The following is a 23477-nucleotide window of genomic DNA, read 5'->3' on the forward strand; positions in this document are numbered from 1 at the left end:
AACGACATAAATTCATATACATAGTGATCTTAACCATGCTGGCACGCAGCTTGCGGCTGTGTCGGCGTGGTTGCTGCGCTGGGGAGCGTCGAAGCGGCCGCGGGACAGAATCGGGAGACCATGCCGTGGAGAACGCGCTTCTCGTCGGCCTGTCGCGCCAGATGGCTCTGGCGCGTGAGCTGGATGTCATCGCCAACAACATGGCGAATGTGAGCACGAACGGGTTCAAGACCCGCTCGGCCCGCTTCAACGAATTCATCATGCCCAAGGCCAGCGCCGACAGCTTCAAGCCGGCGGACAAGCCGCTCTCCTACGTCATCGACAAGGGCACGCCGATCGACCTGTCGCAGGGCTCGGTCGAGCGCACGGGCAATCCGCTCGACGTGGCGCTGCGCGGCGACGTCTTCCTCGTGGTCCAGACGCCTGGCGGCGACCGCTACACCCGCGCCGGCTCGCTCGACATCAACGCCCAGGGCCAGCTCGTGACGCAGTCCGGCCAGCCGGTGATGGGCGACGGCGGGCCGATCAGCTTCGGCACGGCCGAGAGCAATCCGCGGATCGCGCCGGACGGTACCGTCTCCAGCGACCAGGGCCAGAAGGGGCGGCTGCGCATGGTGCGCTTCGCCAACCCCCGCGCGTTGACCAGCGAGGGCACGAACCTCTTCGCCTCCGCCGCAGCGCCGCTGCCGGCCGGCCCCGAGGCGCGGCTCGAGCCCGGCGCCGTCGAGGGCTCCAACGTCAAGGCGGTGATGGAGATGACCCGCCTGATGGAGGTCCAGCGCGCCTACCAGAGCGTCGCCAACATGATGTCGAAGACCGACGAACTGCGCAGCAAGGCGATTTCCCGCCTCGCCGACCAGCAAGCCTGATCCGGGACGGGAAACGAGCCATGCGCGCCCTTCAGACTGCCGCCACCGGCATGATGGCCCAGGAACTCAACGTCCAGGTCATCTCCAACAACATCGCCAACGTCCGGACCACCGGCTACAAGCGCCAGCGCGTCCATTTCCAGGACCTGCTCTACGAGAACTTCCGGCGCGCCGGTTCGGCGACCTCCGACCAGAACACGCAGGTGCCGGCCGGGACCTTCGTCGGCTCCGGCGTCAAGACGGTCTCGACCGGCCGGGTGATGACGCAGGGCAACCTGTCCTCGACCGAGAAGCAGTACGACCTCGCGATCCGCGGCGAGGGCTTCTTCCGCGTCCGCATGCCCGACGGCCGCACGACCTACAGCCGCGACGGCTCCTTCGACCTCGATTCCCAGGGTCAGCTGGTCACCCGCGACGGCTACCAGGTCGAGCCGGGCATCACGATCCCCAACAACGCCACCAGCGTGAGCATCAATGCGCAGGGCAGCGTGGAGGTGATGCTGCCGGGCCAGACCGCGCCGCAGCAGGTCGGCCAGATCCAGCTCGTGCGCTTCGTCAACAAGGTCGGTCTCGAATCCATCGGCGACAACCTGTTCATCGAGACGGCGGCCTCGGGCCAGCCGATCGACGGCTTCGGCGGCGGCGAGGGCTTCGGCACGCTGCAGCAGAACTATCTCGAAGAGGGCAACGTCCAGGCCGTCACCGAGCTCTCCTCGCTGATCGCGGCGCAGCGCGCCTACGAGATGAACTCCAAGGTCATCACTGCCGCCGACCAGATGATGTCGGCGACGACCTCGATGTTCCGCGGCTAGCCGGAGGCGCATGCTCATGACCCGCTCCACGCTTCGCCTCTCGCTCGCCGCCGCCCTGCTGCTCGGCGCCCAGGCCGCCGCCGCGCAGGCGCCGTCTTCCGCACGCGCCTCCGTCGCGGTCGCCGCGCTGTCCGCCCCGGCCCCGGCCACGGCGGTGCCAGTCCAGCCGCGCCGGCTGCAGCTGCGCTCCGAACTCATGCTGTCGCGCGATCTCGTCTCCTTCGGCGACCTGATCGCGGGGCTGTCGGCCGACGCGGCCTCGATTCCGGCCTTCCGGGCGCCGGCGCTGGGCGAGACCGGCACGATCCAGGTCGCCCGCATCGTCGAGGCGGCGCGCGCCGCCGGCATCATCACCTCCGCCTCCGAGCTCGAGGGCAGCGGCGCGGCGCAGGTCGTCGTCACCCGCGCAGCGCGCCGCCTGCTCGCCTCCGACATCGAGGAGGCGGTGAAGACCGGCCTGCAGGAGCGCTACGGTGTCGATGCGCGCGCCTTTGCGCTGACGCTGGACGGCGGCGCCCCCTCGGTCGCGATCGAACCCGAGCTGATCGGCGACGCGGTCGTCAGCGATCTCACCTACGACGCCCGCTCGCGCCGCCTGCAGGCGCGCATCTCGGTGCCCGGCAGCATGGCGATGCGGCTGAAGCCGGTGCGCGTCGCCGGCCAGCTGGTCGAGACCGTCGAGGTCGTGGTGCCCCGGCGCGCCGTCGCCCGCGGCGAGACCCTCGGCAAGGCCGATGTCCTGGTCGAGCGCCGCCCGCGCGACGGCCAGGCGAACGACCTGATCGGCGATCCGCGCGCCGCGACCGACAAGGTCGCGACCCGCGCCCTGATGGCCGGCGCGCCGCTGCGGGCCGGCGATCTGCGCCGCGAGGAGATCATCGCCAAGGGCGATCTCGTGACCCTCGTCTACGAATCCCGCGGGCTGACGATCACCATGCGCGGCCGGGCCAGCGAGGCCGGCGCGATGGGCGACGTCATCAGCGTCACCAACCCCCAGTCCAAGCGCGTGCTGCACGGCACGGTGAGCGGGCCGGGCCGGATCTCGGTCCAGGCCTCGAGCGCCGGCACCGTCGCCGCCGCCCCGTGAAGCGTTCCGGAAATCGGATGAGTGTCATGATCACCCTGTCGAACCCCACTACCCGCATTGTCACCCGCATCGCCGGCCTGATGCTGCTCGGCGTCTCGCTGAGCGCCTGCGGCGCGGTCGACCGCCTCGCCAATGTCGGCGCGGCGCCCGCGCTCTCGCCGATCGAGGACCCGACCGCGACGAAGGGCTACAAGCCCGTGCAGATGCCGATGCCGGCGATGGAGCACGCCTCCTATGCGCCGAACTCGCTCTGGCGCACCGGCTCGCGCGCCTTCTTCAAGGACCAGCGCGCCCGGCTCGTCGGCGATCTCGTCACCGTCAAGGTCAAGGTCACCGACAAGGCGCAGCTCAACAACACAACCAAGCGCAGCCGCAAGAACGGCGAGGATGTCGGCGCCGACAATGCCTTCGGCTTCGAGAACAAGCTCGACAAGTTCCTGCCGGACGGCGCCAGCGCCGGCTCGCTGCTGAAGCTCGACTCCGCCGCCTCGAGCGAGGGCGCAGGCTCGGTCAACCGCTCCGAGACGCTGGCGACCAATGTCGCCGCCGTCGTCACCCAGACCCTGCCCAACGGCAATCTGGTGATCGAGGGCAAGCAGGAGATCCGGGTGAATTTCGAGGTGCGCGAGCTGATCGTCGCCGGCGTGATCCGGCCCGAAGACATTGAGAGCGACAACACCATCGAGTCGACCAAGATCGCCCAGGCCCGCATCGCCTATGGCGGCCGCGGCCAGATCACCGACGTCCAGCAGCCGCGCTATGGCCAGCAGGTCATGGACATCCTGCTGCCGTTCTAACCCTCACCCGGACACGATGTCATCCCGGGCGGCCGAAGGCCGTCCGGGATCCATCGAAGGGCGGGACGCCGCCCGAGGATGGACCAAGGCCGGCGCCGCTTCGCGGCTCGCCCCGGATGACGGCGGGTCTCCCAAGCCCCTCACGAAGGACCTCACCGACACGCTTCCCCCCATCCCGGCCGGCGCGGAACGCTCCCCGCATTTCCCCGCGCCAGCCGGCAGGCGGTCTCTCCCGAGCCGCCTCTCCAGCGAAGCATGATCCCGGCCGGAAACCGGTTCTCCCTTTTCGGGATCATGCTTGCACCCGGCCGCCACGCCACGCTCCCCGGCACTCTGGGCCAGCGGCCAAACCAGAAACCCCGCTCTCTCCCGAGGCGGGGTTTTTGGCATGGAGCGAAGGATGATGGCCTGGGTGGGAATGGGCCGGGCGGCTGACAGGCTCTCGTTGCGCTGGCGATACGGGCTTCCCGCCTAAATCCGCGCTGGCAGACGGAGCGTATAGCTAGCGATCCTTCATCGACCCCAGGCGACCATGACAATCCGGATAGCCCGACGCACGATCCTGCCGCTGCTCGCCGGGCTTGCCTTGCCAGCCTGCTCAGCCCTCCGTCCCGGCGCCCTGACCGAAGGCGCGCGTGATGTGGCTTATGGTCCGCATCCTCGGCAGCGAATGGATATCTATCTGCCTTCTGGCGGTGGCAACGCGCCAAAGCCGGTGGTTTTCTTCATCTATGGCGGGTCTTGGGCCAATGGCGCCAAAGAAACCTACTCCTTCGTGGGGGACGCGCTCGCGGCTCGCGGCTTCGTCACGGTGATCGCGGATTACCGCCTGGTCCCGGAGGTTCGCTTCCCGATCTTTATCGAGGACGGCGCACGGGCGCTGCGCTTCGTGCGAGACAACATCGCCCGCTTTGGCGGCGCCCCAAGGCAAATCCATCTGATGGGACATTCGGCGGGCGCCTATAACGCGATGATGCTGACGCTGGATCGGCGTTACCTCGACGCCGTCGGAATGGGTATCGGCGACATCCGATCCACTGTCGGCCTCTCCGGCCCGTATGACTTCTTCCCATTCGATATCGAGGTCACAAAAGCGGCGTTTGGAAACGCGCGCGACCCCGCGCAGACGCAGCCGATCAACTTTGCAAGGCGCGATGCCCCGCCGATCTTTCTGGCCTCGGGTTCCGGAGACACGACGGTCCTGCCGCGCAACAGCGAGCGCCTGGCGCTGGCGCTCAAACAGGCGGGCGCGCCATCCGTTTCGCTGAAGATTTATCCGGGACTGGGCCATGCCAGCACAGCCACTGCGCTGTCCAGGCTTCTGCAGTGGCAGGCGCCCCTTCTCGACGACGTGGTCGCGTTCCTTCAAGCGAACTGAGTGAGCGGCTGACGGGTTCGCCATCGGCCATGAGCTGCGGCTTGCACCCTGACGACGCCCCCCGGGGCGGAACCTCGGCAGGGCGCCGTGACGATTTCGGGGAACTCTCAGTGACGCCTGCCGTTGGTTCGGTGACCCCGCAACAATGGAGAGACCTCGATGAGCCTGAAGACATTGACGCTTGCCGGCGCGCTCGCGCTTGCCCCGGTCGCTGCCATCGCCCAGTCGACGCAGCCGCCCGTCAACGCCCCGACCAACAACCGCCCGACGACCTCCGCCCCCGTGCCCAAGCCGGGCGATGCCACCACCGTGGCCCCGACGGGCCAGACCGGCGTGACCGCCAATCCGGCCGGCGGCGGCGTGGTGGGTGCGCCCTCCAACCCGCCGATGGCGCCGTCCGGCACCATGCCCGCGACGCCGCCGACCGGCACCGCGCCGAACCCGGCCGGCGGCGGTTCCACGAGCGTCCCCGCCAAGCCGTAAGCGTCTGCGTGATCTGAGCGGCCCCGCCCCCAAAGGCGGGGCCGTTTCGCGTTCAGGAGACGGCCAGCCCGGCGCGTCAATCGAGCCGAACCCGCCCGTCGCGGCCGCGATTGCGCTGCGCGTGTTGGACCTGCCGCTTGCCAAGCGAACGATCTGGAGACAGTCTCCGCCCCGCGAGGGGTGCGAGGCTTTGTCCGCCCGCGCGCTCGCATCCGGTTCAACAGCGTATGGGACGTCCGACATCATGATCATCGACGGTGCAAAAGCCGCCGCAGCGGCTCTCGATCGCCGGGCGTTCCTGTTCGGGGGCACGGCCGCCCTCGGCGCGCTCGGGCTCGGCGGCTGCGTCACGCAGGACGGGATGAGCCTCGCCGAGGCGAAGAAGCTCTACGGGCCCGTCGACGACAAGAAATTCGCGATTCCGGCGACCGATCCCAGCAAGGTCGATCCGCAGTACTGGCGCCGCACGGTGCGTTACGAGAGCAAGGAAGCTCCGGGCACGATCATCGTCGACCCGAGCAACTATTACGTCTACCGCATCGAGGGCGACGGTAACGCCACGCGCTACGGCGCCAATGTCGGCCGCGACGGCTTCCGCTGGAGCGGCGATGCCTATGTCGGGCGGAAGTCCGAATGGGCGACCTGGACGCCACCGCCGGAGATGATCAAGCGCCAGCCAGAAGCGGCGAAATATGCCCGCGGCATGCCGGGCGGCCTCGACAATCCGCTGGGCGCGCGCACGCTGCATCTCTACCAGAACGGCCGCTACACGCTCTACACGATCTATGCCTCGCTCGATGAGGAATCGATCGGCTCCGGCATCACCAGCGGCTGCGTCGGCCTGCTGACGCAGGACATGATCGACCTCTACGACCAGACGCCGGTAAAGACGAAGGTCGTCGTGCTGCCGGCCTGAGCGCTGCCCAGGGCTAAGGAACAAGGCGTCCGGAACGGCGGTTGATAGACAACCGCCGTTCCGGAGAGCCTCATGAACCCCGCCGTCACGCCGCTTCCTTATGACCCCGCGCTGGAGCAGCCCGCGCCGGACGAAGCGGAGACCATCCGCGACCTCGAAGAGGCGCTGCGCTCGATCGGCGAGACGACCTTCGCGAATAGCGGGCACGGCCTGCGCACCGTCCATGCCAAGAGCCATGCGCTGCTGGTGGGCACCTTCACGGTGCTGGACGGGCTGCCGGCGCCCTATGCGCAGGGATTGTTCGCCGAACCCGGCCGCCATGAAGCGATCTTGCGGATCTCGACCAATCCCGGCGACATCCTCGACGACGCCGTCTCGGTGCCGCGCGGGCTGGCGCTGAAGGTGATCGACGTCGAGGGCGAGCATCTCGCACCGCAGGAGGCGCCGACGCAGGATTTCGTGATGGTCAACGGTCCCGCCTTCCTGGCGCCGGATCCGGCCACGTTTGCGAAAAGCCTGTCGCTGCTCGCCAAGACCACCGACCGGGTACCCGGGCTGAAGAAGGCCTTCTCGACGGTCGCGCGCGGCATCGAGCAGGTCATCGAGGGCGTCGGCGGCGAGAGCGCGACGCTGAAATCGGTCGGCGGGCATCCGATGACCAACCCGCTCGGCGAGACCTATTTCGGCCAGACGCCCTTCCGCTATGGCGAGCATGTCGCGAAGTTTTCGCTGGCACCAGCCTCGGATGAACTGAAGCGGCTTGAGGATGCCGAGCTCGACGTGCGTGGCCGGCCGAACGGCATTCGCGACAGCCTGATCGACCATTTCCACGCCCAGGGCGGGGTCTGGGAGTTCCGGGTCCAGTTGCGGACGAACGCCGAGACCATGCCGATCGAGGACGCCTCGGTAGTCTGGCCGGATCAGGAGAGCCCCTTCGTCACCGTCGCGCGGGTGGAGGTCGAGCCGCAGGAATCCTGGAGCGAGGCGCGCTCGGCCCAGATCGACGACGGCATGTCGTTCTCGGTCTGGCACGCGCTGGCGGCGCACCGGCCGCTGGGCGGCATCAACCGCGCGCGCCGCGACACCTATGCGATGTCGAAGGATCTTCGCGCGCGCCAGAATGGCTGCCCGATCCACGAGCCCCGGGCCGGCACGGTGTCTGCCGGCTGAGCCTCAGTCGGTTGCGCCGGAGCCCGCGTCACGCAGGGCCTGGCCGACGGCATCCGTCTTGTCGGCGAAGTTGCGGCGAGTGTGGGGGTCGACGATCGCCACCGGCGCCGAGATCGCCAGACCCGCCACGGAGCCGACGGCGGCGGCCGTGCCGGCTGTGACCTGCATCACCTTCTCGCCGAGACCAATGCGGGTGTCGGTGATCGGCTGGCCGTCGATCAGGCGCGCGCCGATCAGCTTCACCACCTCGGGGCTCTCGGCGAACTTGCCGTGGTTCAGCCGGTCGCCGGAGCGCAGCGAGGTCAGGTTCAGCACGGTGATGCCGGCCTTCTCCAACTGCGAGCGGTAGGGTTCTGCGTCGGGATCGATCGCGCCGAGGCGGGCGGTGCTGCCCCAGACCCGGCGCGAGACGGCCAGCGCCCGGTCGTCCTGCGAGACGAAGAGAGTGAATTTCGGGCGGCGGCCCTCCATGTCGGCGACCTGGCTGCGGAAGACATCGACATCGACATCGGGCGCCGCGAGCATGACATTGGCGATCTTGGGCGAGATCGTGCCGTTGCGGATCGACATCTCGCGAAGCGCCTCCAGCGTCACCCAGTTGCCCATGGAGTGGGCGAGCACCGAGACCTCGCCGACGGCGGGATCGCGCGCCAGCGCCTGGAACAGATTTTCGAGCGCGCGGCGGGAATAGTTGCCGCTCTCGCGGTCATAGCCATAGGCGAAGACCGAGCCGCGCGAGGGCCAGGTGAACAGGATCGGGACGACCTCGGCATTCGAATCGTGGATGATCTGGGCGAAGCGGTAGACGGCGTCCTCGAAGCGGTTGTTGAAGCCGTGGATGAAGACCATCACGCGGCGCTTGGGGACCTTCTTGACGGCCTGGTTGAAACGGCTGACGGCACCCTTCTGGTCGAGCTTCTCGACCTTGAGCGTGACGAAATCCGTCTCCGGATCGCCGGGCAGGGATTTCGGCCACTGCACTTCGCCGACCTTCCGGCGCGCTTCATTGGGCACCGATATGGTGATTTCGGCGAAGGTCGGCGTGCCGCGTTCGCCCGAGAAGAGAAGGCCCGCGTCCGGATCGGCCGCACGCGTCGTCGCCACCAGCATCGTGACACGGCTGGCATCCGGCGCCGCTTTGGCGACGGGGAGGAGCACACCGCGAACATCGCCGGCGCAGCCAGCGAGGCCCAGTGCCAACACTCCGGCCAGGCATGGCCGCACGATCCGACGCAACATGACGCTCATCCCCCGCACCCGATCCCCGCCTTGATGCGTCGATCCGCTTCCCCAAGGGCAGCATAAACCGGGCCGATGCGGCGAGGATAGCCGGTCGGCGACATCGTCGTGCGATTGGCATGAAAAAAGCCCCGCTCCGGAGGGGCGGGGCTCGATCGTCCAGCAGGGAGGGCGTCTCAGTCGTCGCGAAAGACGCGCTCGTTGCGCTCGTGGCGCTCCTGCGCCTCCAGCGAGAGCGTCGCGATCGGCCGGGCCTCGAGGCGCTTGAGCGAGATCGGCTCGCCGGTCTCCTCGCAATAGCCGTAGGTGTTGTCGTCGATGCGGGCGATGGCGGCTTCGATCTTGGCGATCAGCTTGCGCTGGCGGTCGCGGGCGCGCAGTTCGATCGCGCGGTCGGTTTCGGAGGAGGCCCTGTCGGCGATGTCGGGGTGGTTCTCGCTCTCGCTCTGCAGGGTCACCAGCGTTTCGCGCGCTTCCTTCAGGATCTCGTCCTTCCAGGCCAGCAGCTTGCCCCGGAAGTACTCGCGCTGCCGGTCGTTCATGAACGGCTCGTCGTCGCTGGGCTTGTAGTCGGCGTCCAGGATGATCTGCTTCGACATAGGCGCACTCTTTCGATTGTCGTCCCCACGGCGCCCACCGACCTTGCCGTGGGAGGGCCGCCGATTTGGCGCCCTTATAGCTGTGCCGAGAGGCCCCCACAATCGGATTGCAGGGGCCTGCGCGCTTCTTCACGGGGCCGTGTTTTGCACGGCGATACAGGCGTTTGCGCCGGTTGCGCCGGCGATCGGGCGCGCATCAGCGCATCGCCTTCAGCGCCGCGGCGATCTCGGCCTCGACCAGCCGGGCGAGCGGCTGGCGGTAATGCGAGCGGTCGAAGAACTGATTCGGATCGTACAGTTCGGGCCGGTCGCGGCGCCAGTCGATCAGGGCGGTCAGGGGGCGGCGCGCTGCCAGTTCGGCGAAGGCGGCGCGGCATCCGGCGTCGAGCTTTTCCGAAGGGCTTCCCGGCCGGGGCAGGGCGGAGCGATAGACCGGCGGTCGCAGCAGGATCAGCCTCGTGCCGGGCACCTGCGCCATCATCGCTTCCAGGGCCTTTGCTGCCGGATACGGTCCATCGGCATTTCCGCCGATCGGCATGTAGGTTTCCAGTTCCGCGCGCTTGCCGGGGTCCCGATCGTAGCCCATGCCGGTGTAATTGGGCTCGTAGTCCCAGTAGCCGTCGGGCCGGGCGCGCTCGCCGCGGCCGGTCATGAGATAGACGATGCGGCGCTGGAACTCCTCCAGCACGTCGAAGCGCAGCAGGCCGACGAGATATTCGCGCTGGTCGCGGCTGTAGAGCCAGAACGGGAAGGGCTTGGCGTTCGGCATGGCCGGGTCGGCCGTGCACCAGAGGTCGTCGATGCCGACGATCACGGCCTGGGGCGCCTCGCGGCGGTGGCGCAGGAACCAGTCCATCAGGACGAGGCCTTCCTTCGGCCCCGACGCCGGCGCCATCAGCGAGACGAAGGGGATGCCCGTCTGCGCCAGCAGCCGCTCAGGCGAAAGCAGCTGGACATGCGAATTGCCGAAGATCGCGGCCTGGAAGGCGGGATCGCGACCGCGGCTGGCGGCGGCCGTCCGCGGCCCCTGCGGGCGCACGCCCTCGCGCAGCGCCAGCGGCGTGCTGCCGGTGTCGTAGGGGTCGATCAGCCAGGCCAGGGCGAGCGTGCCGATCAGCGCAACCACGGCCGTCACGACGAAGCCGCGCGCGAATCCGGCCCAGCGGGCCTCGCTCGCCGCCGCGGCGCCGGCGGGCGCGGGCGCTGCGTCAGAACTGGAAGTAGATGAACTCATAATTGGCGTCTTCGCCGATCTTGAAGAGGATGAGGACGAACAGCACGCCCGCCGCCACGGCGAGCCAGCGCGAGGGCGTAAGCCGGTGGACGAGCGCCCAGGCGGTCGGCCCGATGATCGCGAAGGCCGCGGCCGGCAGCAGCGCGCGCCATTTGAACCCGGTGCCGAGCGGGGCGAGGCCGAAGAGCCCCTTGTAGATCGCCATCGCCGCCTCGAAGCTCGTGGCGCGGAACAGCACCCAGCAGAGCGCGACGAAGACGAAGGTCAGGAGCCAGCCGAGGAGCGGCGGCATTGGCCAGCCGGCGCGACGCCAGAGCAGGGCGACGATCAGCGCGAGGCCGTGCGCCGCACCCCAGGCGACGAAGGTGAGGCCGGCGCCATGCCAGAGGCCGCCCAGCGCCATGGTCGCAAACAGCGCCCAGACCTGCCGCGGCAGGCCATGCCGCGAGCCGCCGAGCGCGATGTAGAGATAGTCGCGCAGGAAGCGCGACAACGTCATGTGCCAGCGGCGCCAGAAATCCTGGATGCTGGTCGAGCGATAGGGCGTCTCAAAATTCTGCGGCAGCACGATGCCGAAGAGCAAGGCGAGCCCCAGGGCCATGTCGGTATAGCCCGAGAAGTCGAAATAGATCTGGAAGGAGAAGGCGAGCGTCGCCTGCCAGGCCTCTACCACGGAGACGACCTTGCCCGCGGCCGCGGCGGCGAAGACCGGGTTGGCGTATTCGGCCAGCGGATCGCCGATCAGCACCTTCTTGGCGAGGCCGGCCGTGAGCAGCAGCAGCCCGCGGCCGAAGCGCTCGGCGGCGTCGGGCCGGTGATAGGGCCGCTCCTCGAACTGGTGCATGATCTCGCGCCAGCGCACCAGCGGCCCGGCCAGCACCTGCGGGAAGAAGGCGATGTAGAGCCCGTAGCGGACGAGATTGTAGCGCGGCGCCTGGCCGCGGCGCAGATCCGTCAGGTACATGACGTGGTGAAAGGTGAAGAAGGAGATGCCGAGCGGCAGCGCCAGGTCGAGCTTCGGCGCCGGCAAACCCGGAATCATCGCAGCGAGATCGCCGAAGAAGTTGAAGTACTTGAACAGCGCCAGCACGAGCAGGTTGGCGACGATGGCGGCCGTGATCAGCGCGCCGGAGCGGGTCTTCTGGAAGCCCTCCGCGACCAGCCAGTTGACCAGGATCGAGGCCATCAGCAGCGGCAGGAAGCGCCAGTCCCAATAGGCGTAGAAGGCCAACGACAGCACCAGCAGCAGCGGCAGCCGCGCAACTGGTGCAAAGCGCTCGACCAGCCAGTGCAGGGCAAGCGCCAGCGGCAGGAAGGCGAGGAGGAAGGCGAAGGAGTTGAAGAGCATCGGGCTTGGCAAGGTCGCGGCGAGGCTGCCGCCTTAGCCGATTATCGAGCCTGAGTCATGCTCAAGCCAAAGCTCGGACAAACCTAGCGAGTCTTTTGCCTTTATTGATCTCGGTAGCGTATGATTTGGGTATGTCTGCCCGCTCCGCTATCTCTCTTGCGGACATATGCTGGATATCTTCCGCATATTTGATGCCGAAGAGGTGGATCTGAACCACTTTTTCGTCGAGCCCGGCACCGCCATACATCCGTGCCAAGATTGCGGCAGCCTGTTCGATCGTCATTTTTGGCTCCCTATGCCCGGACCGCCCTCACATCGGAATGTTGTCGTGCTTCCGCCAGGGCCGCTCGACGCTCTTGGTCCTGAGCATGGCCAGCGCCCGCGCGATCCGCCGCCGCGTCGAATGCGGCATGATGACCTCGTCGACATAGCCGCGCTCGGCCGCGACGAAGGGGGACATGAAGCGGTCCTCATATTCCTTGGTCTGGCGCGCGATGGTCTCGGCGTCGCCGCCGCGGAAGATGATCTCCACGGCGCCCTTGGCGCCCATCACGGCGATCTGGGCGGTCGGCCAGGCGTAGTTCACGTCGGCGCCGATATGCTTCGAGGCCATCACGTCATAAGCGCCGCCGAAGGCCTTTCGGGTGATCACGGTGACCAGCGGCACGGTGCATTCGCTGTAGGCGTAAAGCAGCTTCGCGCCGTGCTTGATCAGACCGCCATATTCCTGCGCCGTGCCGGGGAGGAAGCCGGGCACGTCGACGAAGGTGACGATCGGGATCTCGAAGGCGTCGCAATAGCGCACGAAGCGGGCGGCCTTGCGCGAGGCGTCGGAGTCGAGCACGCCGGCCAGCACCATCGGCTGGTTGGCGACGACGCCGACGGTACGGCCCTCGATGCGGCCGAAGCCGGTGACGATGTTGGCGGCGTAAGACGCCTGGATCTCGAAGAAATCGCCCTCGTCGAGCGTCTTCAGGATCAGCTCCTTGATGTCGTAGGGCTTGTTGGGATTGTCCGGCACCAGCGTGTCGAGGCTCATGTCGACGCGGTCGGGCACGTCGAAGCTCGGCCATTCCGGCACGCCCGCCGTGTTGTTGGCGGGCAGGAAATCGAGCAGGCGGCGGATCTGCAGCAGCGCCTCGACATCGTTCTCGAAGGCGCCGTCGGCAACCGAGGATTTGCTGGTGTGGACCTTGGCGCCGCCAAGCTCCTCCGATGTGACGGTCTCGTTGGTGACGGTCTTCACCACGTCGGGGCCGGTGACGAACATGTAGGAGGTGTCGCGGACCATGAAGATGAAGTCGGTCATCGCGGGCGAGTAGACGTCGCCGCCGGCGCAGGGGCCCATGATCACCGAGATCTGCGGGATGACGCCCGAGGCCGCGACATTGCGCTTGAAGACCTCGCCATAGCCTCCGAGCGCCGCCACGCCCTCCTGGATGCGGGCGCCGCCGGCGTCGAACAGGCCGACGATGGGGGCGCGCATCTTCAGCGCCATGTCCTGGATCTTGACGATCTTCTGGGCGTGGGTCTCGGAGAGCGAGCCGCCGAAGACGGTGAAGTCCTTGGAGAAGACGAAGACGGTGCGGCCGTTGACCGTGCCCCAGCCGGTGACGACGCCGTCGCCGGGGATTTTCTCGGCCTTGTCCATGCCGAAATCGACGCAGCGATGCTGCACGAACATGTCGAACTCCTCGAAGGAGTCCTTGTCGAGCAGGAGTTCGATGCGCTCGCGGGCGGTGAGCTTGCCGCGCTTGTGCTGGGCATCGACGCGGCGCTCGCCGCCTCCCTGACGCGCGCCTTCGCGGCGCGCTTCGAGCTGGTCGAGAATGTCTTTCATGAGGACGCCCCGGAGCCGACGAACTGTCTTGCCGCTTCCGGATTAAGCGGGCCGCAGGCGCGAGTCCATCACCCGTTGGTCGTGCAAGGCGGCAGCCTTCGCCGGACGCTTCGACCATGATAGTCTTCTGGATCTCACCGATTGCGTTGCGAGGGCGCCGATGAATCAGACCCTGTCCTTGCCCGACGACCTCTTTCGCATGATCGAGGCTCGCGTCGAAACCGGCGACTATGCCTCGGCGACCGAGGTCGTCCGCGACGCGCTTGCGTCCCTGGACCGGCAGAACCGGACCGAAGCGGAGAAGCGGGCCTGGCTGCAGCAGGCCTGGCGCGAGGGCGTCGCCAGCCCCAATATCGGCGCCTTCGACAAGGACCGTTTTCGCCGGGAGGCGCATCGCCGTTTGTCGCAGAAGGCGTAACGCATGGGGGCGATCACATGGTCGCAGCAGGCCGAGGACGATCTTCAGGCGATATGGCTGGATTGCGCGTGACAGCGTCGGCGCTGCCGAGGCGTTTCTGGACCGCATGATCGAACGCGTCAGCATCCTCGAACGGTTTCCAGAGGCCGGCCCGAGCCGCGACGAGATCGGGGAGGGGGCGCGGGCGCTCGTCGCCGAGCGCTGGCTCGTCCTCTACCGCATGACGGCAGATGGCGTTCAGATCGTGCGTATCGTCGATGGCGCTCGCGACCTGAGCAAGCTGACGCCGATGGAGGGCTGAGGCTTACTCGGCGCACGGACCTCTTCGTCAGCCGTGCCGGAGCAGCAGCGCCGCCGCGTCATACTCCCTCCGCCGGATGGCGCGGCGCTCGGCGGCCTCCTCGTCCTGGCCCCAGATGCCGATCTGGTAGTCCTCGTCGCAATGGGCGGCGGCCCAGATCGCGTCGGCGTCGCGCAGGCCGAAGTGGAGCGCCAGCATCAGCAGGGTCGAGCCGGTCAGCGTCATGACGTTATGGGCGCCCGCCAGCGCGACGGGGGCGGGGATGGCGGCGACATGGCGGGCCACCGCCTCGAGCGTGGTCGGTGGCTGCTCTGCGAAGACGATGCCCTGCGCGAGGATGAAGCGCGCGCCGATCTTTGCCTCGACCGCGTGTCGGATCGGCTCCCAGATCGCCTCCTGCAGCGCGACCAACTCCTGCGGCTCGCCGGCGCGGTAGCAGAGCGCGTCGGAGCCGGCATACCGGACGATCTCGGCGCGCACGGCCTCGTGCTGGTCGGCGACTCCGTCCAGCGCCGAATTGACCAGCCGGGTCAGCGGCATGCGGGCGGGATCGATCCTGTCGCTCGGCGCGTCCCATTCGGCGGCAAGCGCTTCGGCGACGGGGCGGGAGGCCACCGCGAGCGGGTTGCGCGCCGGAGTGCGGGCGGTGCGGCCGTCGAGCGCGACATGGAACAGCCCGTCGCGTTCCAGCACAGCGGCGTGCTCGTAGAAGCGGCTCGGCAGGGCGTTGCGCATCGCCTTCTGCGCTGCGGCGACGGGATCGGGCTGGCGCTGGCCGGCAGCGCCGAAGCGGGCGAGGAATTCATCAGTCGACATGGGCGCGCCTCTAGCATGGCGGCGGCGCGCGGTCAGCCTCCGAAACGGTCGCGCCAGGCCGGCAGCGCACCGGCGAAGGGCAGGGCGGTGGCGGCATGGACGCCGCGCGCCACGGCGCGGGCCAGCACGTCGGCTGCGGTGGCGCAGAGTTCGGTCAGGGCGAAGGCGTCCGAGGGGGCGCCGCTGTGGCCGGTCGCGGCGGCGAAGACGATGTCGCCGTCGAGCGCGCCATGAGAGGGGCGTAAGGCGCGGGCCAGCCCGTCATGGGCGGCGAGCGCGAGACGCTTGCACTGCGCCTTGGTCAGAACGGCGTCGGTCGCGACCATGGCGATGGTGGTGTTCTGGCCCGTGCCTCCCTTGAAGCGCAGGCCGAGATCTTCAGCTGAGATGCCGGCCGGCCAGCCGCGCCCGCCGAACTCACTGTCGCGTTCATAGGGCGCCGCCCAGAAATGCGGGCCGTCGCCGATCTGCGCTGTGCCGACCGCATTGACCGCGACGAGCGCGCCGACGATCTGCCCCGTGGCGGCCCGGGCGCTGGCCGAGCCGAGACCGCCCTTCAGATTGGCTGTGGTGGCGCCATAGCCGGCGCCGGCCGTGCCCAGGGCAAAATCGGCAGCGGCGGTTGCGGCGGCATGGGCGCCGAGACGGCGATAGGGCGCTTCAAGCCCGCCCTTCGCCCAGGGCTTGTCGCCGCCATTGAGCAGGTCGAACAGGATCGCCTGCGGGACGATCGGCACATGCAGGGGGCCGATGGGGAAGCCGCGGCCCTGGCTCGCCAGATGCGCCATCACGCCGTCGGCGGCCGCAAGCCCCCAGGCCGAGCCGCCCGAGAGCACGATTGCATCGACATGCTCGACCGTCATTTCCGGCTCGAGCAGGGCCGTCTCGCGCACGCCGGGCGCGCCGCCGAGGATGGCGACGGAGGCGACCGTCGGGCGCTCGAACAGGGCGACGGTGACGCCCGTGGCGGCCGCGCTATCATGGGCGTGGCCGACGAGCAGGCCGCGGACATCGGTGATGAGATTGCGCATGGGAGGCTCACGGATGCGGCGGCGGGGGAACGGCTCGAGGCGCGCGGCGTTACATTACGATCTCTTCATGCTTGCGCCATCGCAAGGTCATCGCCGGGAGCCCAGGGTAAGACCATCGCCACCCGGCTTCGAGACCCGCTAAGCGACCCTGTCTTCGTCGACCCCTCTGGGAGAATCCTGATGAAACCCTTCGCCCTGATCGCAGCCTCCTCCATCGCCGCGCTGGCCGCCGGCTTCGCCGTCGCGCAGCCCGCGCCGATTCCGCCCGCGGGCGGCGATCGCGACGGTCCCCGCCACGAGCGCAGCGAGCGCCCCGATCGCAGCGACCGCTATGAGGGCCGCGAGCAGCGCCGGACCGAGTGGCGCGAGCAGCGTGCCGAGCGGATGCAGGCCAGGCTCAATGAGCGCCTCGCCAAGCTGCGCACCGACATGAAGCTCAAGCCGGAGCAGGTGCCGCTGTTCGACACGGTCGAGGGCGTGATCAAGAAGCGCTCCGACGAGCGCCGCGCCGGCTGGGCCGCGATGCGCGAGCAGCGCGAGACCTTCCGCCATGCCGACATCATGGAGCGGCTCGACATGATGTCCGGCCGCGCCGGCGAGCGCGCCGCGCGCTCCAAGGAACTGGCCGACGCCGTGCGCCCGCTCTGGACCACGCTCAGCGACGAGCAGAAGACGGTGGCGCGCCGCGCCGTGCGCGAGGTGATGGCCGAGGGCCGTGGCATGATGCGCGCGATGCACGAGCGCATGCATGGCGGTGGCCACGACCGCATGGAGGACCGCCGCGGCGGCCGCTTCCAGGACGACGAGGATCGCGGGCCGCGTCGCGGACCCGAGGATCGCTGGGAGCGCCGCGGCTAAGGCTGCGGTCCCTTTTCACAGAGACTGGAGGGCGGCTCGCGAGAGCCGCCCTTTTTCATGCGCGGATGGTCAGGTGCCGACCGAGTCGGTGACGCATTTCTTGGTGAAGCTCGTCTTGGCCGCGCCGGCGAGCTTCTTGTCCGCAGCTTGCTTGTCGCAGGCGGCCGTGGCGTCCTTCTCGCACTTGGTCAGGAAGCTGGTCTTGGCGGCGCCGTTGAGCTTCTTGTCGCCGGCCTGGACGGTGCAGCTCTGGGCCTGGGCGAATGTGGAGATGCAGGTGAGGGCCAAAGCGGCCAGAAGGGTCTTCGTCATCGTCGCTGATTCCCGTGGTTGGGAGCTCAAGGGTTAACCCAGCGTGAGGCTGGGGCAAGCGGCATTTCCGAGGCTTGCCGCCGCAAATCCGCCCCATCTCCTAACGCGCTGGGAACAAAGCCAAAATGCAGATTTACCTTATGTATTCAACTTCGATTCATGTGTTTCCGTTTACGTTTTGGCAGGGATCTGGAAACAAGGGTTGGGCCATGAAGACACCATGGTTGATCTGGGGAATGCGGGGCTTCATCGGCCTCGTTTTCATTGCGAGCCTGTTTGGCCCTTATGCGCTGTCGATCCTGATCGGCTGCCTCGGGCTGGGCTGCTACTGGTTTCGCGACGAGGTCGGCTCGCATCTGTGAGCGCCGCGGCGCCGCCGCGCCGCGTTTGATCCAGGCCAAGGCTGCCGGCCGCGCGATCCGCTAGCAGCGGGGGCATGATCTCCAGCGCCTTCCTTCTCGGGCTCGCTTTGCTCCTGGCCACGCCCGGCCCCACCAACACGCTGCTCGCGCTCGCGGGCGCGACGCAGCCCCGGGACGGGACGGTCCGCTTCTTGCTGCCGCGTCTGCTGCTTGCCGAACTCACGGGTTACCTCGCCGCCGTGCTTCTGCTGGGGGCGCTGATGCGCGCCGTCGGCGACGGCATCGAGGCGATCCGCCCGGCCTTGCAGGCGGCGGCCGCGCTCTATCTCGCTTTGGCGGCGATGCGGATGTGGCGGGCGCGCGGCGAGGTGGCTGCCGGCGCCGCGGTCGCGCCCGCGCAGATCCTGGCGACCACGCTGCTCAACCCCAAGACGCTGATCATCGCGCTGGTGCTGATGCCGGCCGGTTGGAGCGGGCAGGGCGCGGTCGCCGCCACCCATCTGGCGGCGATGGCGCTGATGATCCCGCTCGCGGGCGGGGCCTGGTTCCTCGGCGGGCGCGGGCTGGCCAAAGCGGCGGGCTCGCGCCTGCGCCGCGCCATCCCGCGCGCTTCGGCGGTGCTGCTCGGCCTGTTTGCGATGGTTCTGGCCGGGCGGGCGCTGGCGGGCTGGTGAGCGCGCCCGCTCCCGGCGGCCTGTCGCCTCAGCCGCGGGTGATGACGGGCACGCCGATCAGCAGCGGGTGGAGCCAGAACGCGAAGACGACATAGAGCGCCAGCCCCGCGACGATCGCGATGATGTCGCGGCGGCCGAAGGCGACATTCGCCATGGCGGCGCTGCGGGCGATCTCTTCGGGCCGGCGCTTGGTCGAGATGCGCGCCATCACCGCCCAGGCGAGGAAGCCGCCGAACAGCAGCATGCTGCCGAGATCGCCATTGGCGAGGAGATGGGCGGTGGCCCAGATCTTCACGGCCAGCAGCATCGGATGCTTGACGCGTGACAACAGCCAGGAGGGCCGCTTGCCGACGCCGAGCAGGATGAAGATCGGCAGGTTGAGCAGGAGCGCCAGATGCCGCGTCCAGACCGGCGGCTCCCAGACGACCGTGTAGCCCGCCGCGCGCTGCAGCCCGTAGCCATAGATCAGCAGCACGAAGCCGATGATGGAAACGGCCGAGTACAACCCCTTGTAGCCGCCCGCGCCGAACCGCTCGATCAGCCGCGCGCGCAGATCGCGCTTCATCGTGACGGCGTGCATGCCGAGGAACAGGACGAGGCCGAGAATCAGCAGGAGCATGCGGGGAACGCCTCAGGTTGGAGCAATTCCAACCATGGACTGGCGGGGTGGGTGCTGCAACTGGGCGGGGGCAATGGGTGATCGCGGAAGGGGCCCTTTATGGCAAGGTCCACTGGCGCAGCTGCGAGCCTCTTGAAAAGCTTGGATGCGTTCCCAAATCCTCGTCAGCGGCAGAAGCCGCACGGAAAGAGCCGCAACGAGCTGGGGAACCTCATAGGCACTAAACGGAAAAAGCCCCACTGTTGGCCTTGTGCAAGAAGGCGGTTCACCAAAAGGCCCTTGCACTAGAGTAGGAGGCGACATTGTTCGTCCTCGACTTCGAAGCCAGCCGGTCTAGAGAACTGAGAGCCTACCGCATCCGCCTGACGGTGCGATTGTTTTGGTTCTTTTGATCGAACGCGAAAGGGCATCCTCTGGAAACAGGGGGTGCCCTTTTGCATTACCGTTTCTGCCTAGGAACGGGTCTTAGGATCGACCGCCACCTTGTCCGGACCTATGCGCTTCCCTCCCGCGTCATTCCGGGCGAGCGCAGCGAAGACCCGGAATCCATCGGAGGGCGGGGCGCCCTATGATGGATTCCGGTTCTTCGCCGCTTCCGCGGCTTGTCCGAAATGACGGGGAGGGTGGGGCGATGGCGGTGGGCGATCCCGCGGGGCGGTCGACGAGCCCTGACAACGAAAAAGGGGACGGCGATCGCTCGCCATGCCCCCAAATTCTCCGGCAAACGGGCCTTGCGGCCCGCTTCCGTTCGATCAGCGCGAGTAGAACTCGATGACCAGGTTCGGTTCCATCTGCACCGCATAGGGCACGTCCGTCAGCGTCGGCGTGCGGGTGAAGGTGGCGGTCGACTTGGTGTGGTCGGTGTCGAGATAATCCGGCACGTCGCGCTCGGCGAGCTGGGCCGACTCGAGCACGATGGCGAGTTGGCGCGAGCTCTCCTTGACCGCGATCACGTCACCCGGCTTGACCTGGTAGGACGCGATGTTGACGCGCTTGCCGTTGACCGTGATGTGGCCGTGGTTGACGAACTGACGGGCAGCGAAGACCGTCGGCACGAACTTGGCGCGGTAGATCACGGCGTCCAGGCGACGCTCGAGCAGGCCGATCAGGTTCTCGCCCGAGTCGCCCTTGAGGCGGATCGCCTCGGCGTAGTAGCGGCGGAACTGCTTCTCGGAGATCGAGCCGTAATAGCCCTTCAGCTTCTGCTTGGCGCGCAGCTGCGTGCCGAAGTCGGACGGCTTGCCCTTGCGGCGCTGGCCGTGCTGGCCGGGGCCGTATTCGCGGCGGTTGACCGGGGACTTCGGGCGGCCCCAGATGTTCTGACCGAGACGGCGGTCAATCTTGTATTTCGCCTCATGGCGCTTCGACATATCGCGTGTCCTCGTGAGTTCGCGAGTTGAGGACCGCGCCCTCCTGCTCTCCCGCATGGGGCGGGAGCGACAGATCCGGCTTCCGAAGAAAGCGGATCACGGGTGCGGAAAAAGCCACGCGGGCCTTTTGGGCCCGCGCGACGCCGGCTTAGAACCATCTACGGCGGCATTTGTCAAACGCGCAGCGGCGGGCGGATGTCCTGATACATGGCGCCTCTGCGCGCGGCGGCCTCGCGCGGGGGCCTGCGACCTGCCACGATCTCGCCCGCTCGATTCCGACTGAAGGTACCGCCATGGCCCTCGCCACACCGCCCGTCCAGGACAATGCCTATGCCGCCGCGCTCGCGCTGCTCGACCGCGCGCCGCTGATCGACGGGCATAACGACCTTCCTTACGTCATCCGGCTCGACCGCACGGCCAAGGGCGATGTCGGCCTCTACGACCTGACGAAAATCCACGAGAAGGGCGACACCGACATCCCGCGGATGCGGGCCGGCAAGCTCGCGGCGCAGTTCTTCGCGGCCTATGTCCCGCCCAAGCACCCCAAGCCCGCGGGCTTTGCGCTCGCGCAGATCGCGCTGATGCGCGACATCCTCAAGCGCCATGCCGACGTCTTCCGGCCGGGCCTCAGCGCCGCCGACGTGATGGCCGCCAAGGCGGAGGGGCGCATCGCGCTGTTCATGACGATCGAGAACGGCACGGCGCTCGACGGCGAACTCGACGCGCTCGACGCCTATTTCGACCTCGGCATCCGCCTGATGACGCTGTGCCACAACGACAGCCATGACTGGTGCGATTCCGCCACCGACGCGCCGCGCAACAACGGGCTCAGCGCCTTCGGCAAGCAGGTGATCGGCCGGATGAACACACTCGGCATGGTCGTCGACCTCGCCCATGTCTCGCCCAAGGTGATGCATGACACGCTCGACGTGACGCGGGCGCCCGTCGTCTGGTCGCATTCCAACGCGTTCTCGCTCTGCGACCATCCGCGCAACGTGCCCGACGACGTGCTCGACCGCGTCGCCGGCAATGGCGGGGTGGTGATGGCGACCTTCGTGCCGGACTTCATCAGCCAGGCCTCGCGCGACTGGCACAAGCCCGCCAAGGACCAGTACGGCAAGACCCCCGAGGGGCTCGACCACGTCAAGGCCGAGGCCGAGATCGCCGCCAAGGCCGGCCCGCGGCCGAAGGCGACGCTGCCGCAGTATTGCGACCATCTCGACTATCTGGCCAAGCGCATCGGCCACGACCATGTCGGCATCGGTTCGGATTTCTTCGGCTGGATCAACCCCGACGGGCTGGAGGATACGAGCGTGTTCCCGGCGCTGGTGGCGGAGCTGATCCGGCGCGGCTGGTCCGAAAGCGATCTCGAAAAGCTCGCCGGCGGCAACACGCTGCGGGTGATGCGGGCGGTCGAGGCGGCGGCGGGCTGAGGACGGGCAGAGCTTGACCGCGCGCCCGCTTGGCGCGATGGCCGCGGTCAAGGCCTGCGCCCCGCAGGCGACGACGAGACAGAGCATGACCGGTTCCGGTACCGACCGCACGCGCCCCCCTGCCACGGCTCCGGCGCCGGTCATCATCCTGGTCGAGCCGCAGATGGCCGAGAATATCGGCATGTGCGCGCGGGCGATGGCGAATTTCGGCCTCTCCGAGATGCGGCTGGTGGCGCCGCGCGACGGCTGGCCGAGCGGCGGCGGCCTGAAGAAAGGCGCGACCTCGGCGGCTTCGGGCGCGACGCATATCCTGGAGAACGCCCGGCTCTTCCCGACCGCGGCCGAGGCGATCGCCGATCTGAACTTCGTGCTGGCGACGACGGCGCGCGAGCGCGGCCAGATGAAGCGCGTGGTCACGCCTGCGGAGGCGATGGCGCCGCTGGCCGAGCGCATCGCCGGCACCGAGCGCGTCGGCATCCTGTTCGGGCGCGAGCGGATCGGGCTGACGAACGAGGAGATCTCCTTTGCCGACGCGATCCTGACCTTCCCGGTCAATCCGGCCTTCGCCTCGCTCAACCTCGCCCAGGCGGTGCTGCTCGTCGGCTATGAGTGGTTCAAGGCGACCAATGGCGAGCCGCCCTTCCGCGAGAACAATCTCTCGCCGCCGGCGACCCGGGCGACGGTTTTGTCGATGTTCGACTATGTCGAGGCCGAGCTCGACCAGTGCGGCTTCTTCCCGCCCGGCAAGAAGCAGATCATGACCGCCAATCTGCGCGACATCCTGCATCGCCTGGCGATGACCGAGCAGGAGGCGCGGACGTTGCGCGGCGTGTTCAAGTCGCTGACCGAGGGGCCGCGAAGGCTGCGGGTGCCGAAGCCGGTCGAGGGGGAGGGCGCCTGAACAGGGCCCGCCCGCAGGAGACCCAATATGCCTGTCCCCATGGAATATCGCCTTGCCTCGCAGGATTTCGACCGTTTCCTCGGCGAGGTCGCGGAAGAGACCGGGCTGGCGACGCGCAACCAGAGTTATACGACGACGCAAGCCGTTCTGCAGGCCTTCCGGCGGCGGCTCGACACGGCGCAGGCCATCGCCTTCGCGCAGGTTCTGCCGGCGATGCTGCGCGCGCTCTTCGTGATGGACTGGGACCCGCAGGAGCCGCGCGTCACGGAATGGGACCACGCCGCGATGACCGAGGAGGTCCGCCGCCTGCGCATCGACCACAATTTCTCGCCCGACAGCGCGATTGCCGATGTCGCGCGCGTGCTGCGCGGCCATGTCGACGCCGCTGCCTTCGCGCGCTGCCTCGCGACCCTGCCGCCAGAGGCGCGGGCCTTCTGGTCGTGCGACTGAAGATGACCTTTGGTTAATATGCGGACGTAACGTCAGCAGATTGGTTAACCAGATCCGACGAGTCGCGACCTTCCATCCCTAAGAGTTCGCTGACGCGTAAAATACCGGCGATCCCGGCAAAGTCCTGGAAATGAGTTCCCGAGGAGGTGGCACGCGGCCG

The 23477-nt window shown here is 68.1% G+C and carries 27 protein-coding genes; 16 read left to right on the forward strand and 11 right to left on the reverse strand.

Translation table 11 applies throughout. The features are described 5' to 3' along the window. Nucleotides 1-125 precede the first annotated feature (125 nt). The 8 genes from flgF to ABIE41_RS13450 all read left to right on the forward strand — a co-directional run bounded on the left by flgF (nt 126) and on the right by ABIE41_RS13450 (nt 7512). Complete coding sequence (gene flgF / locus ABIE41_RS13415; protein ID WP_192640896.1) at nt 126-869, forward strand: flagellar basal-body rod protein FlgF; 744 nt, start codon at nt 126-128, stop codon at nt 867-869. Nucleotides 870-889: 20 nt separating this feature from the next. After that, nucleotides 890-1681, forward strand: a complete 792-nt coding sequence (flgG, locus tag ABIE41_RS13420) for a flagellar basal-body rod protein FlgG (RefSeq protein ID WP_192640897.1) — start codon at nt 890-892, stop codon at nt 1679-1681. Nucleotides 1682-1697: 16 nt separating this feature from the next. Next, on the forward strand, nt 1698-2768 hold the full coding sequence (flgA, locus tag ABIE41_RS13425; RefSeq protein WP_192640898.1) for a flagellar basal body P-ring formation chaperone FlgA: 1071 nt from the start codon (nt 1698-1700) through the stop codon (nt 2766-2768). A 26-nt stretch (nt 2769-2794) separates the two neighbouring features. Then, nucleotides 2795-3565 (forward strand): flagellar basal body L-ring protein FlgH, encoded by a 771-nt coding sequence (flgH, locus tag ABIE41_RS13430; RefSeq protein WP_192640899.1) that lies wholly within the window; start codon nt 2795-2797, stop codon nt 3563-3565. A 670-nt stretch (nt 3566-4235) separates the two neighbouring features. Further along, nucleotides 4236-4943, forward strand: a complete 708-nt coding sequence (locus tag ABIE41_RS13435; protein WP_192640900.1) for an alpha/beta hydrolase — start codon at nt 4236-4238, stop codon at nt 4941-4943. Between the two features lie 159 nt (nt 4944-5102). Then, nucleotides 5103-5426 (forward strand): hypothetical protein, encoded by a 324-nt coding sequence (locus ABIE41_RS13440; protein ID WP_192640901.1) that lies wholly within the window; start codon nt 5103-5105, stop codon nt 5424-5426. Between the two features lie 244 nt (nt 5427-5670). Then, nucleotides 5671-6342, forward strand: coding sequence for a L,D-transpeptidase (locus ABIE41_RS13445; RefSeq protein WP_192640902.1), 672 nt, complete (start codon nt 5671-5673; stop codon nt 6340-6342). Between the two features lie 72 nt (nt 6343-6414). Next, on the forward strand, nt 6415-7512 hold the full coding sequence (locus ABIE41_RS13450; protein ID WP_192640903.1) for a catalase family protein: 1098 nt from the start codon (nt 6415-6417) through the stop codon (nt 7510-7512). 3 nt (nt 7513-7515) lie between these two features. On the opposite strand, the gene ABIE41_RS13455 is transcribed toward ABIE41_RS13450, so the two are convergent. The 6 genes from ABIE41_RS13455 to ABIE41_RS13480 form a co-directional block, all read right to left on the reverse strand. Then, nucleotides 7516-8751 (reverse strand): alpha/beta hydrolase, encoded by a 1236-nt coding sequence (locus tag ABIE41_RS13455; protein ID WP_354192213.1) that lies wholly within the window; start codon nt 8749-8751, stop codon nt 7516-7518. A gap of 176 nt (nt 8752-8927) precedes the next feature. Next, entirely contained in the window at nt 8928-9350 is a 423-nt protein-coding gene (gene dksA / locus ABIE41_RS13460) for an RNA polymerase-binding protein DksA (RefSeq protein WP_192640905.1), read from the reverse strand. A gap of 196 nt (nt 9351-9546) precedes the next feature. Beyond that, nucleotides 9547-10584, reverse strand: coding sequence for a hypothetical protein (locus tag ABIE41_RS13465; protein ID WP_192640906.1), 1038 nt, complete (start codon nt 10582-10584; stop codon nt 9547-9549). Next, nucleotides 10559-11932: an MBOAT family O-acyltransferase gene (locus ABIE41_RS13470; RefSeq protein ID WP_192640907.1), complete on the reverse strand. Its 1374-nt coding sequence runs from the start codon at nt 11930-11932 to the stop codon at nt 10559-10561. Before ABIE41_RS13470 ends, ABIE41_RS13465 begins: the two co-directional genes overlap by 26 nt. A gap of 61 nt (nt 11933-11993) precedes the next feature. Beyond that, nucleotides 11994-12215, reverse strand: a complete 222-nt coding sequence (locus ABIE41_RS13475) for an HTH-like domain-containing protein (RefSeq protein WP_192640908.1) — start codon at nt 12213-12215, stop codon at nt 11994-11996. A gap of 27 nt (nt 12216-12242) precedes the next feature. Continuing rightward, complete coding sequence (locus ABIE41_RS13480) at nt 12243-13772, reverse strand: acyl-CoA carboxylase subunit beta (protein WP_192640909.1); 1530 nt, start codon at nt 13770-13772, stop codon at nt 12243-12245. A gap of 160 nt (nt 13773-13932) precedes the next feature. Between ABIE41_RS13480 and ABIE41_RS13485 the strand changes: the two genes are divergently transcribed. Next, nucleotides 13933-14190, forward strand: a complete 258-nt coding sequence (locus ABIE41_RS13485; protein ID WP_192640910.1) for a ribbon-helix-helix domain-containing protein — start codon at nt 13933-13935, stop codon at nt 14188-14190. Nucleotides 14191-14296: 106 nt separating this feature from the next. Beyond that, nucleotides 14297-14491, forward strand: a complete 195-nt coding sequence (locus tag ABIE41_RS13490; protein ID WP_354192218.1) for a type II toxin-antitoxin system RelE/ParE family toxin — start codon at nt 14297-14299, stop codon at nt 14489-14491. 27 nt (nt 14492-14518) lie between these two features. Here the strand turns inward: ABIE41_RS13490 and ABIE41_RS13495 are convergent, their stop codons facing one another. Together ABIE41_RS13495 and ABIE41_RS13500 are read right to left on the reverse strand one after the other, a co-directional pair. Next, nucleotides 14519-15307, reverse strand: a complete 789-nt coding sequence (locus ABIE41_RS13495; RefSeq protein WP_192640911.1) for an ATP12 family chaperone protein — start codon at nt 15305-15307, stop codon at nt 14519-14521. Between the two features lie 32 nt (nt 15308-15339). Beyond that, complete coding sequence (locus tag ABIE41_RS13500; protein ID WP_192640912.1) at nt 15340-16338, reverse strand: P1 family peptidase; 999 nt, start codon at nt 16336-16338, stop codon at nt 15340-15342. A gap of 180 nt (nt 16339-16518) precedes the next feature. On the opposite strand from ABIE41_RS13500, the gene ABIE41_RS13505 reads away from it, so the two are divergent. Then, entirely contained in the window at nt 16519-17196 is a 678-nt protein-coding gene (locus ABIE41_RS13505) for a Spy/CpxP family protein refolding chaperone (RefSeq protein ID WP_192640913.1), read from the forward strand. Nucleotides 17197-17265: 69 nt separating this feature from the next. On the opposite strand, the gene ABIE41_RS13510 is transcribed toward ABIE41_RS13505, so the two are convergent. Continuing rightward, nucleotides 17266-17508, reverse strand: coding sequence for a hypothetical protein (locus ABIE41_RS13510; RefSeq protein WP_192640914.1), 243 nt, complete (start codon nt 17506-17508; stop codon nt 17266-17268). 236 nt (nt 17509-17744) lie between these two features. Between ABIE41_RS13510 and ABIE41_RS13515 the strand changes: the two genes are divergently transcribed. After that, on the forward strand, nt 17745-17870 hold the full coding sequence (locus ABIE41_RS13515) for a hypothetical protein (protein ID WP_354192222.1): 126 nt from the start codon (nt 17745-17747) through the stop codon (nt 17868-17870). Nucleotides 17871-17944: 74 nt separating this feature from the next. Beyond that, nucleotides 17945-18544 (forward strand): hypothetical protein, encoded by a 600-nt coding sequence (locus ABIE41_RS13520; RefSeq protein ID WP_192640916.1) that lies wholly within the window; start codon nt 17945-17947, stop codon nt 18542-18544. A 28-nt stretch (nt 18545-18572) separates the two neighbouring features. Here ABIE41_RS13520 and ABIE41_RS13525 read toward each other — a convergent pair whose 3' ends face one another. Continuing rightward, on the reverse strand, nt 18573-19163 hold the full coding sequence (locus tag ABIE41_RS13525; protein ID WP_192640917.1) for an NnrU family protein: 591 nt from the start codon (nt 19161-19163) through the stop codon (nt 18573-18575). A 752-nt stretch (nt 19164-19915) separates the two neighbouring features. Continuing rightward, nucleotides 19916-20533 (reverse strand): 30S ribosomal protein S4, encoded by a 618-nt coding sequence (rpsD, locus tag ABIE41_RS13530; protein WP_069055690.1) that lies wholly within the window; start codon nt 20531-20533, stop codon nt 19916-19918. 293 nt (nt 20534-20826) lie between these two features. Here rpsD and ABIE41_RS13535 point away from each other — a divergent pair, with 293 nt between their 5' ends. The 3 genes from ABIE41_RS13535 to ABIE41_RS13545 all read left to right on the forward strand — a co-directional run bounded on the left by ABIE41_RS13535 (nt 20827) and on the right by ABIE41_RS13545 (nt 23317). Further along, on the forward strand, nt 20827-21966 hold the full coding sequence (locus ABIE41_RS13535) for a dipeptidase (RefSeq protein ID WP_192640918.1): 1140 nt from the start codon (nt 20827-20829) through the stop codon (nt 21964-21966). Between the two features lie 85 nt (nt 21967-22051). After that, nucleotides 22052-22867, forward strand: a complete 816-nt coding sequence (locus ABIE41_RS13540; protein ID WP_192640919.1) for an RNA methyltransferase — start codon at nt 22052-22054, stop codon at nt 22865-22867. Between the two features lie 27 nt (nt 22868-22894). Continuing rightward, nucleotides 22895-23317 carry a DUF2267 domain-containing protein gene (locus tag ABIE41_RS13545; protein WP_192640920.1) on the forward strand — a complete coding sequence of 141 codons (423 nt, stop codon included), beginning with the start codon at nt 22895-22897 and terminating at the stop codon, nt 23315-23317. Nucleotides 23318-23477: the final 160 nt, after the last annotated feature.

This window comes from Bosea sp. OAE506 (assembly GCF_040546595.1).
Taxonomy (GTDB): Bacteria; Pseudomonadota; Alphaproteobacteria; order Rhizobiales; family Beijerinckiaceae; genus Allobosea.

Excerpts from the sequence above, each read along its gene's own strand:
- rpsD (WP_069055690.1), bottom strand. The coding sequence starts at position 20,533 with ATGTCGAAGCGCCATGAGGCGAAATACAAGATTGACCGCCGTCTCGGT.
- ABIE41_RS13470 (WP_192640907.1), bottom strand. The coding sequence starts at position 11,932 with ATGCTCTTCAACTCCTTCGCCTTCCTCCTCGCCTTCCTGCCGCTGGCG.
- ABIE41_RS13495 (WP_192640911.1), bottom strand. The coding sequence starts at position 15,307 with ATGTCGACTGATGAATTCCTCGCCCGCTTCGGCGCTGCCGGCCAGCGC.
- ABIE41_RS13440 (WP_192640901.1), top strand. The coding sequence starts at position 5,103 with ATGAGCCTGAAGACATTGACGCTTGCCGGCGCGCTCGCGCTTGCCCCG.
- ABIE41_RS13435 (WP_192640900.1), top strand. The coding sequence starts at position 4,236 with ATGGATATCTATCTGCCTTCTGGCGGTGGCAACGCGCCAAAGCCGGTG.
- flgH (WP_192640899.1), top strand. The coding sequence starts at position 2,795 with ATGATCACCCTGTCGAACCCCACTACCCGCATTGTCACCCGCATCGCC.
- flgG (WP_192640897.1), top strand. The coding sequence starts at position 890 with ATGCGCGCCCTTCAGACTGCCGCCACCGGCATGATGGCCCAGGAACTC.
- ABIE41_RS13510 (WP_192640914.1), bottom strand. The coding sequence starts at position 17,508 with ATGACGAAGACCCTTCTGGCCGCTTTGGCCCTCACCTGCATCTCCACA.
- ABIE41_RS13520 (WP_192640916.1), top strand. The coding sequence starts at position 17,945 with ATGATCTCCAGCGCCTTCCTTCTCGGGCTCGCTTTGCTCCTGGCCACG.
- dksA (WP_192640905.1), bottom strand. The coding sequence starts at position 9,350 with ATGTCGAAGCAGATCATCCTGGACGCCGACTACAAGCCCAGCGACGAC.
- flgA (WP_192640898.1), top strand. The coding sequence starts at position 1,698 with ATGACCCGCTCCACGCTTCGCCTCTCGCTCGCCGCCGCCCTGCTGCTC.
- ABIE41_RS13455 (WP_354192213.1), bottom strand. The coding sequence starts at position 8,751 with ATGTTGCGTCGGATCGTGCGGCCATGCCTGGCCGGAGTGTTGGCACTG.
- ABIE41_RS13525 (WP_192640917.1), bottom strand. The coding sequence starts at position 19,163 with ATGCTCCTGCTGATTCTCGGCCTCGTCCTGTTCCTCGGCATGCACGCC.
- ABIE41_RS13480 (WP_192640909.1), bottom strand. The coding sequence starts at position 13,772 with ATGAAAGACATTCTCGACCAGCTCGAAGCGCGCCGCGAAGGCGCGCGT.
- ABIE41_RS13515 (WP_354192222.1), top strand. The coding sequence starts at position 17,745 with ATGCGGGGCTTCATCGGCCTCGTTTTCATTGCGAGCCTGTTTGGCCCT.
- ABIE41_RS13485 (WP_192640910.1), top strand. The coding sequence starts at position 13,933 with ATGAATCAGACCCTGTCCTTGCCCGACGACCTCTTTCGCATGATCGAG.
- ABIE41_RS13465 (WP_192640906.1), bottom strand. The coding sequence starts at position 10,584 with ATGAGTTCATCTACTTCCAGTTCTGACGCAGCGCCCGCGCCCGCCGGC.
- ABIE41_RS13445 (WP_192640902.1), top strand. The coding sequence starts at position 5,671 with ATGATCATCGACGGTGCAAAAGCCGCCGCAGCGGCTCTCGATCGCCGG.
- ABIE41_RS13535 (WP_192640918.1), top strand. The coding sequence starts at position 20,827 with ATGGCCCTCGCCACACCGCCCGTCCAGGACAATGCCTATGCCGCCGCG.
- ABIE41_RS13490 (WP_354192218.1), top strand. The coding sequence starts at position 14,297 with ATGATCGAACGCGTCAGCATCCTCGAACGGTTTCCAGAGGCCGGCCCG.
- ABIE41_RS13540 (WP_192640919.1), top strand. The coding sequence starts at position 22,052 with ATGACCGGTTCCGGTACCGACCGCACGCGCCCCCCTGCCACGGCTCCG.
- ABIE41_RS13505 (WP_192640913.1), top strand. The coding sequence starts at position 16,519 with ATGAAACCCTTCGCCCTGATCGCAGCCTCCTCCATCGCCGCGCTGGCC.
- ABIE41_RS13475 (WP_192640908.1), bottom strand. The coding sequence starts at position 12,215 with ATGACGATCGAACAGGCTGCCGCAATCTTGGCACGGATGTATGGCGGT.
- ABIE41_RS13500 (WP_192640912.1), bottom strand. The coding sequence starts at position 16,338 with ATGCGCAATCTCATCACCGATGTCCGCGGCCTGCTCGTCGGCCACGCC.
- ABIE41_RS13545 (WP_192640920.1), top strand. The coding sequence starts at position 22,895 with ATGCCTGTCCCCATGGAATATCGCCTTGCCTCGCAGGATTTCGACCGT.
- ABIE41_RS13450 (WP_192640903.1), top strand. The coding sequence starts at position 6,415 with ATGAACCCCGCCGTCACGCCGCTTCCTTATGACCCCGCGCTGGAGCAG.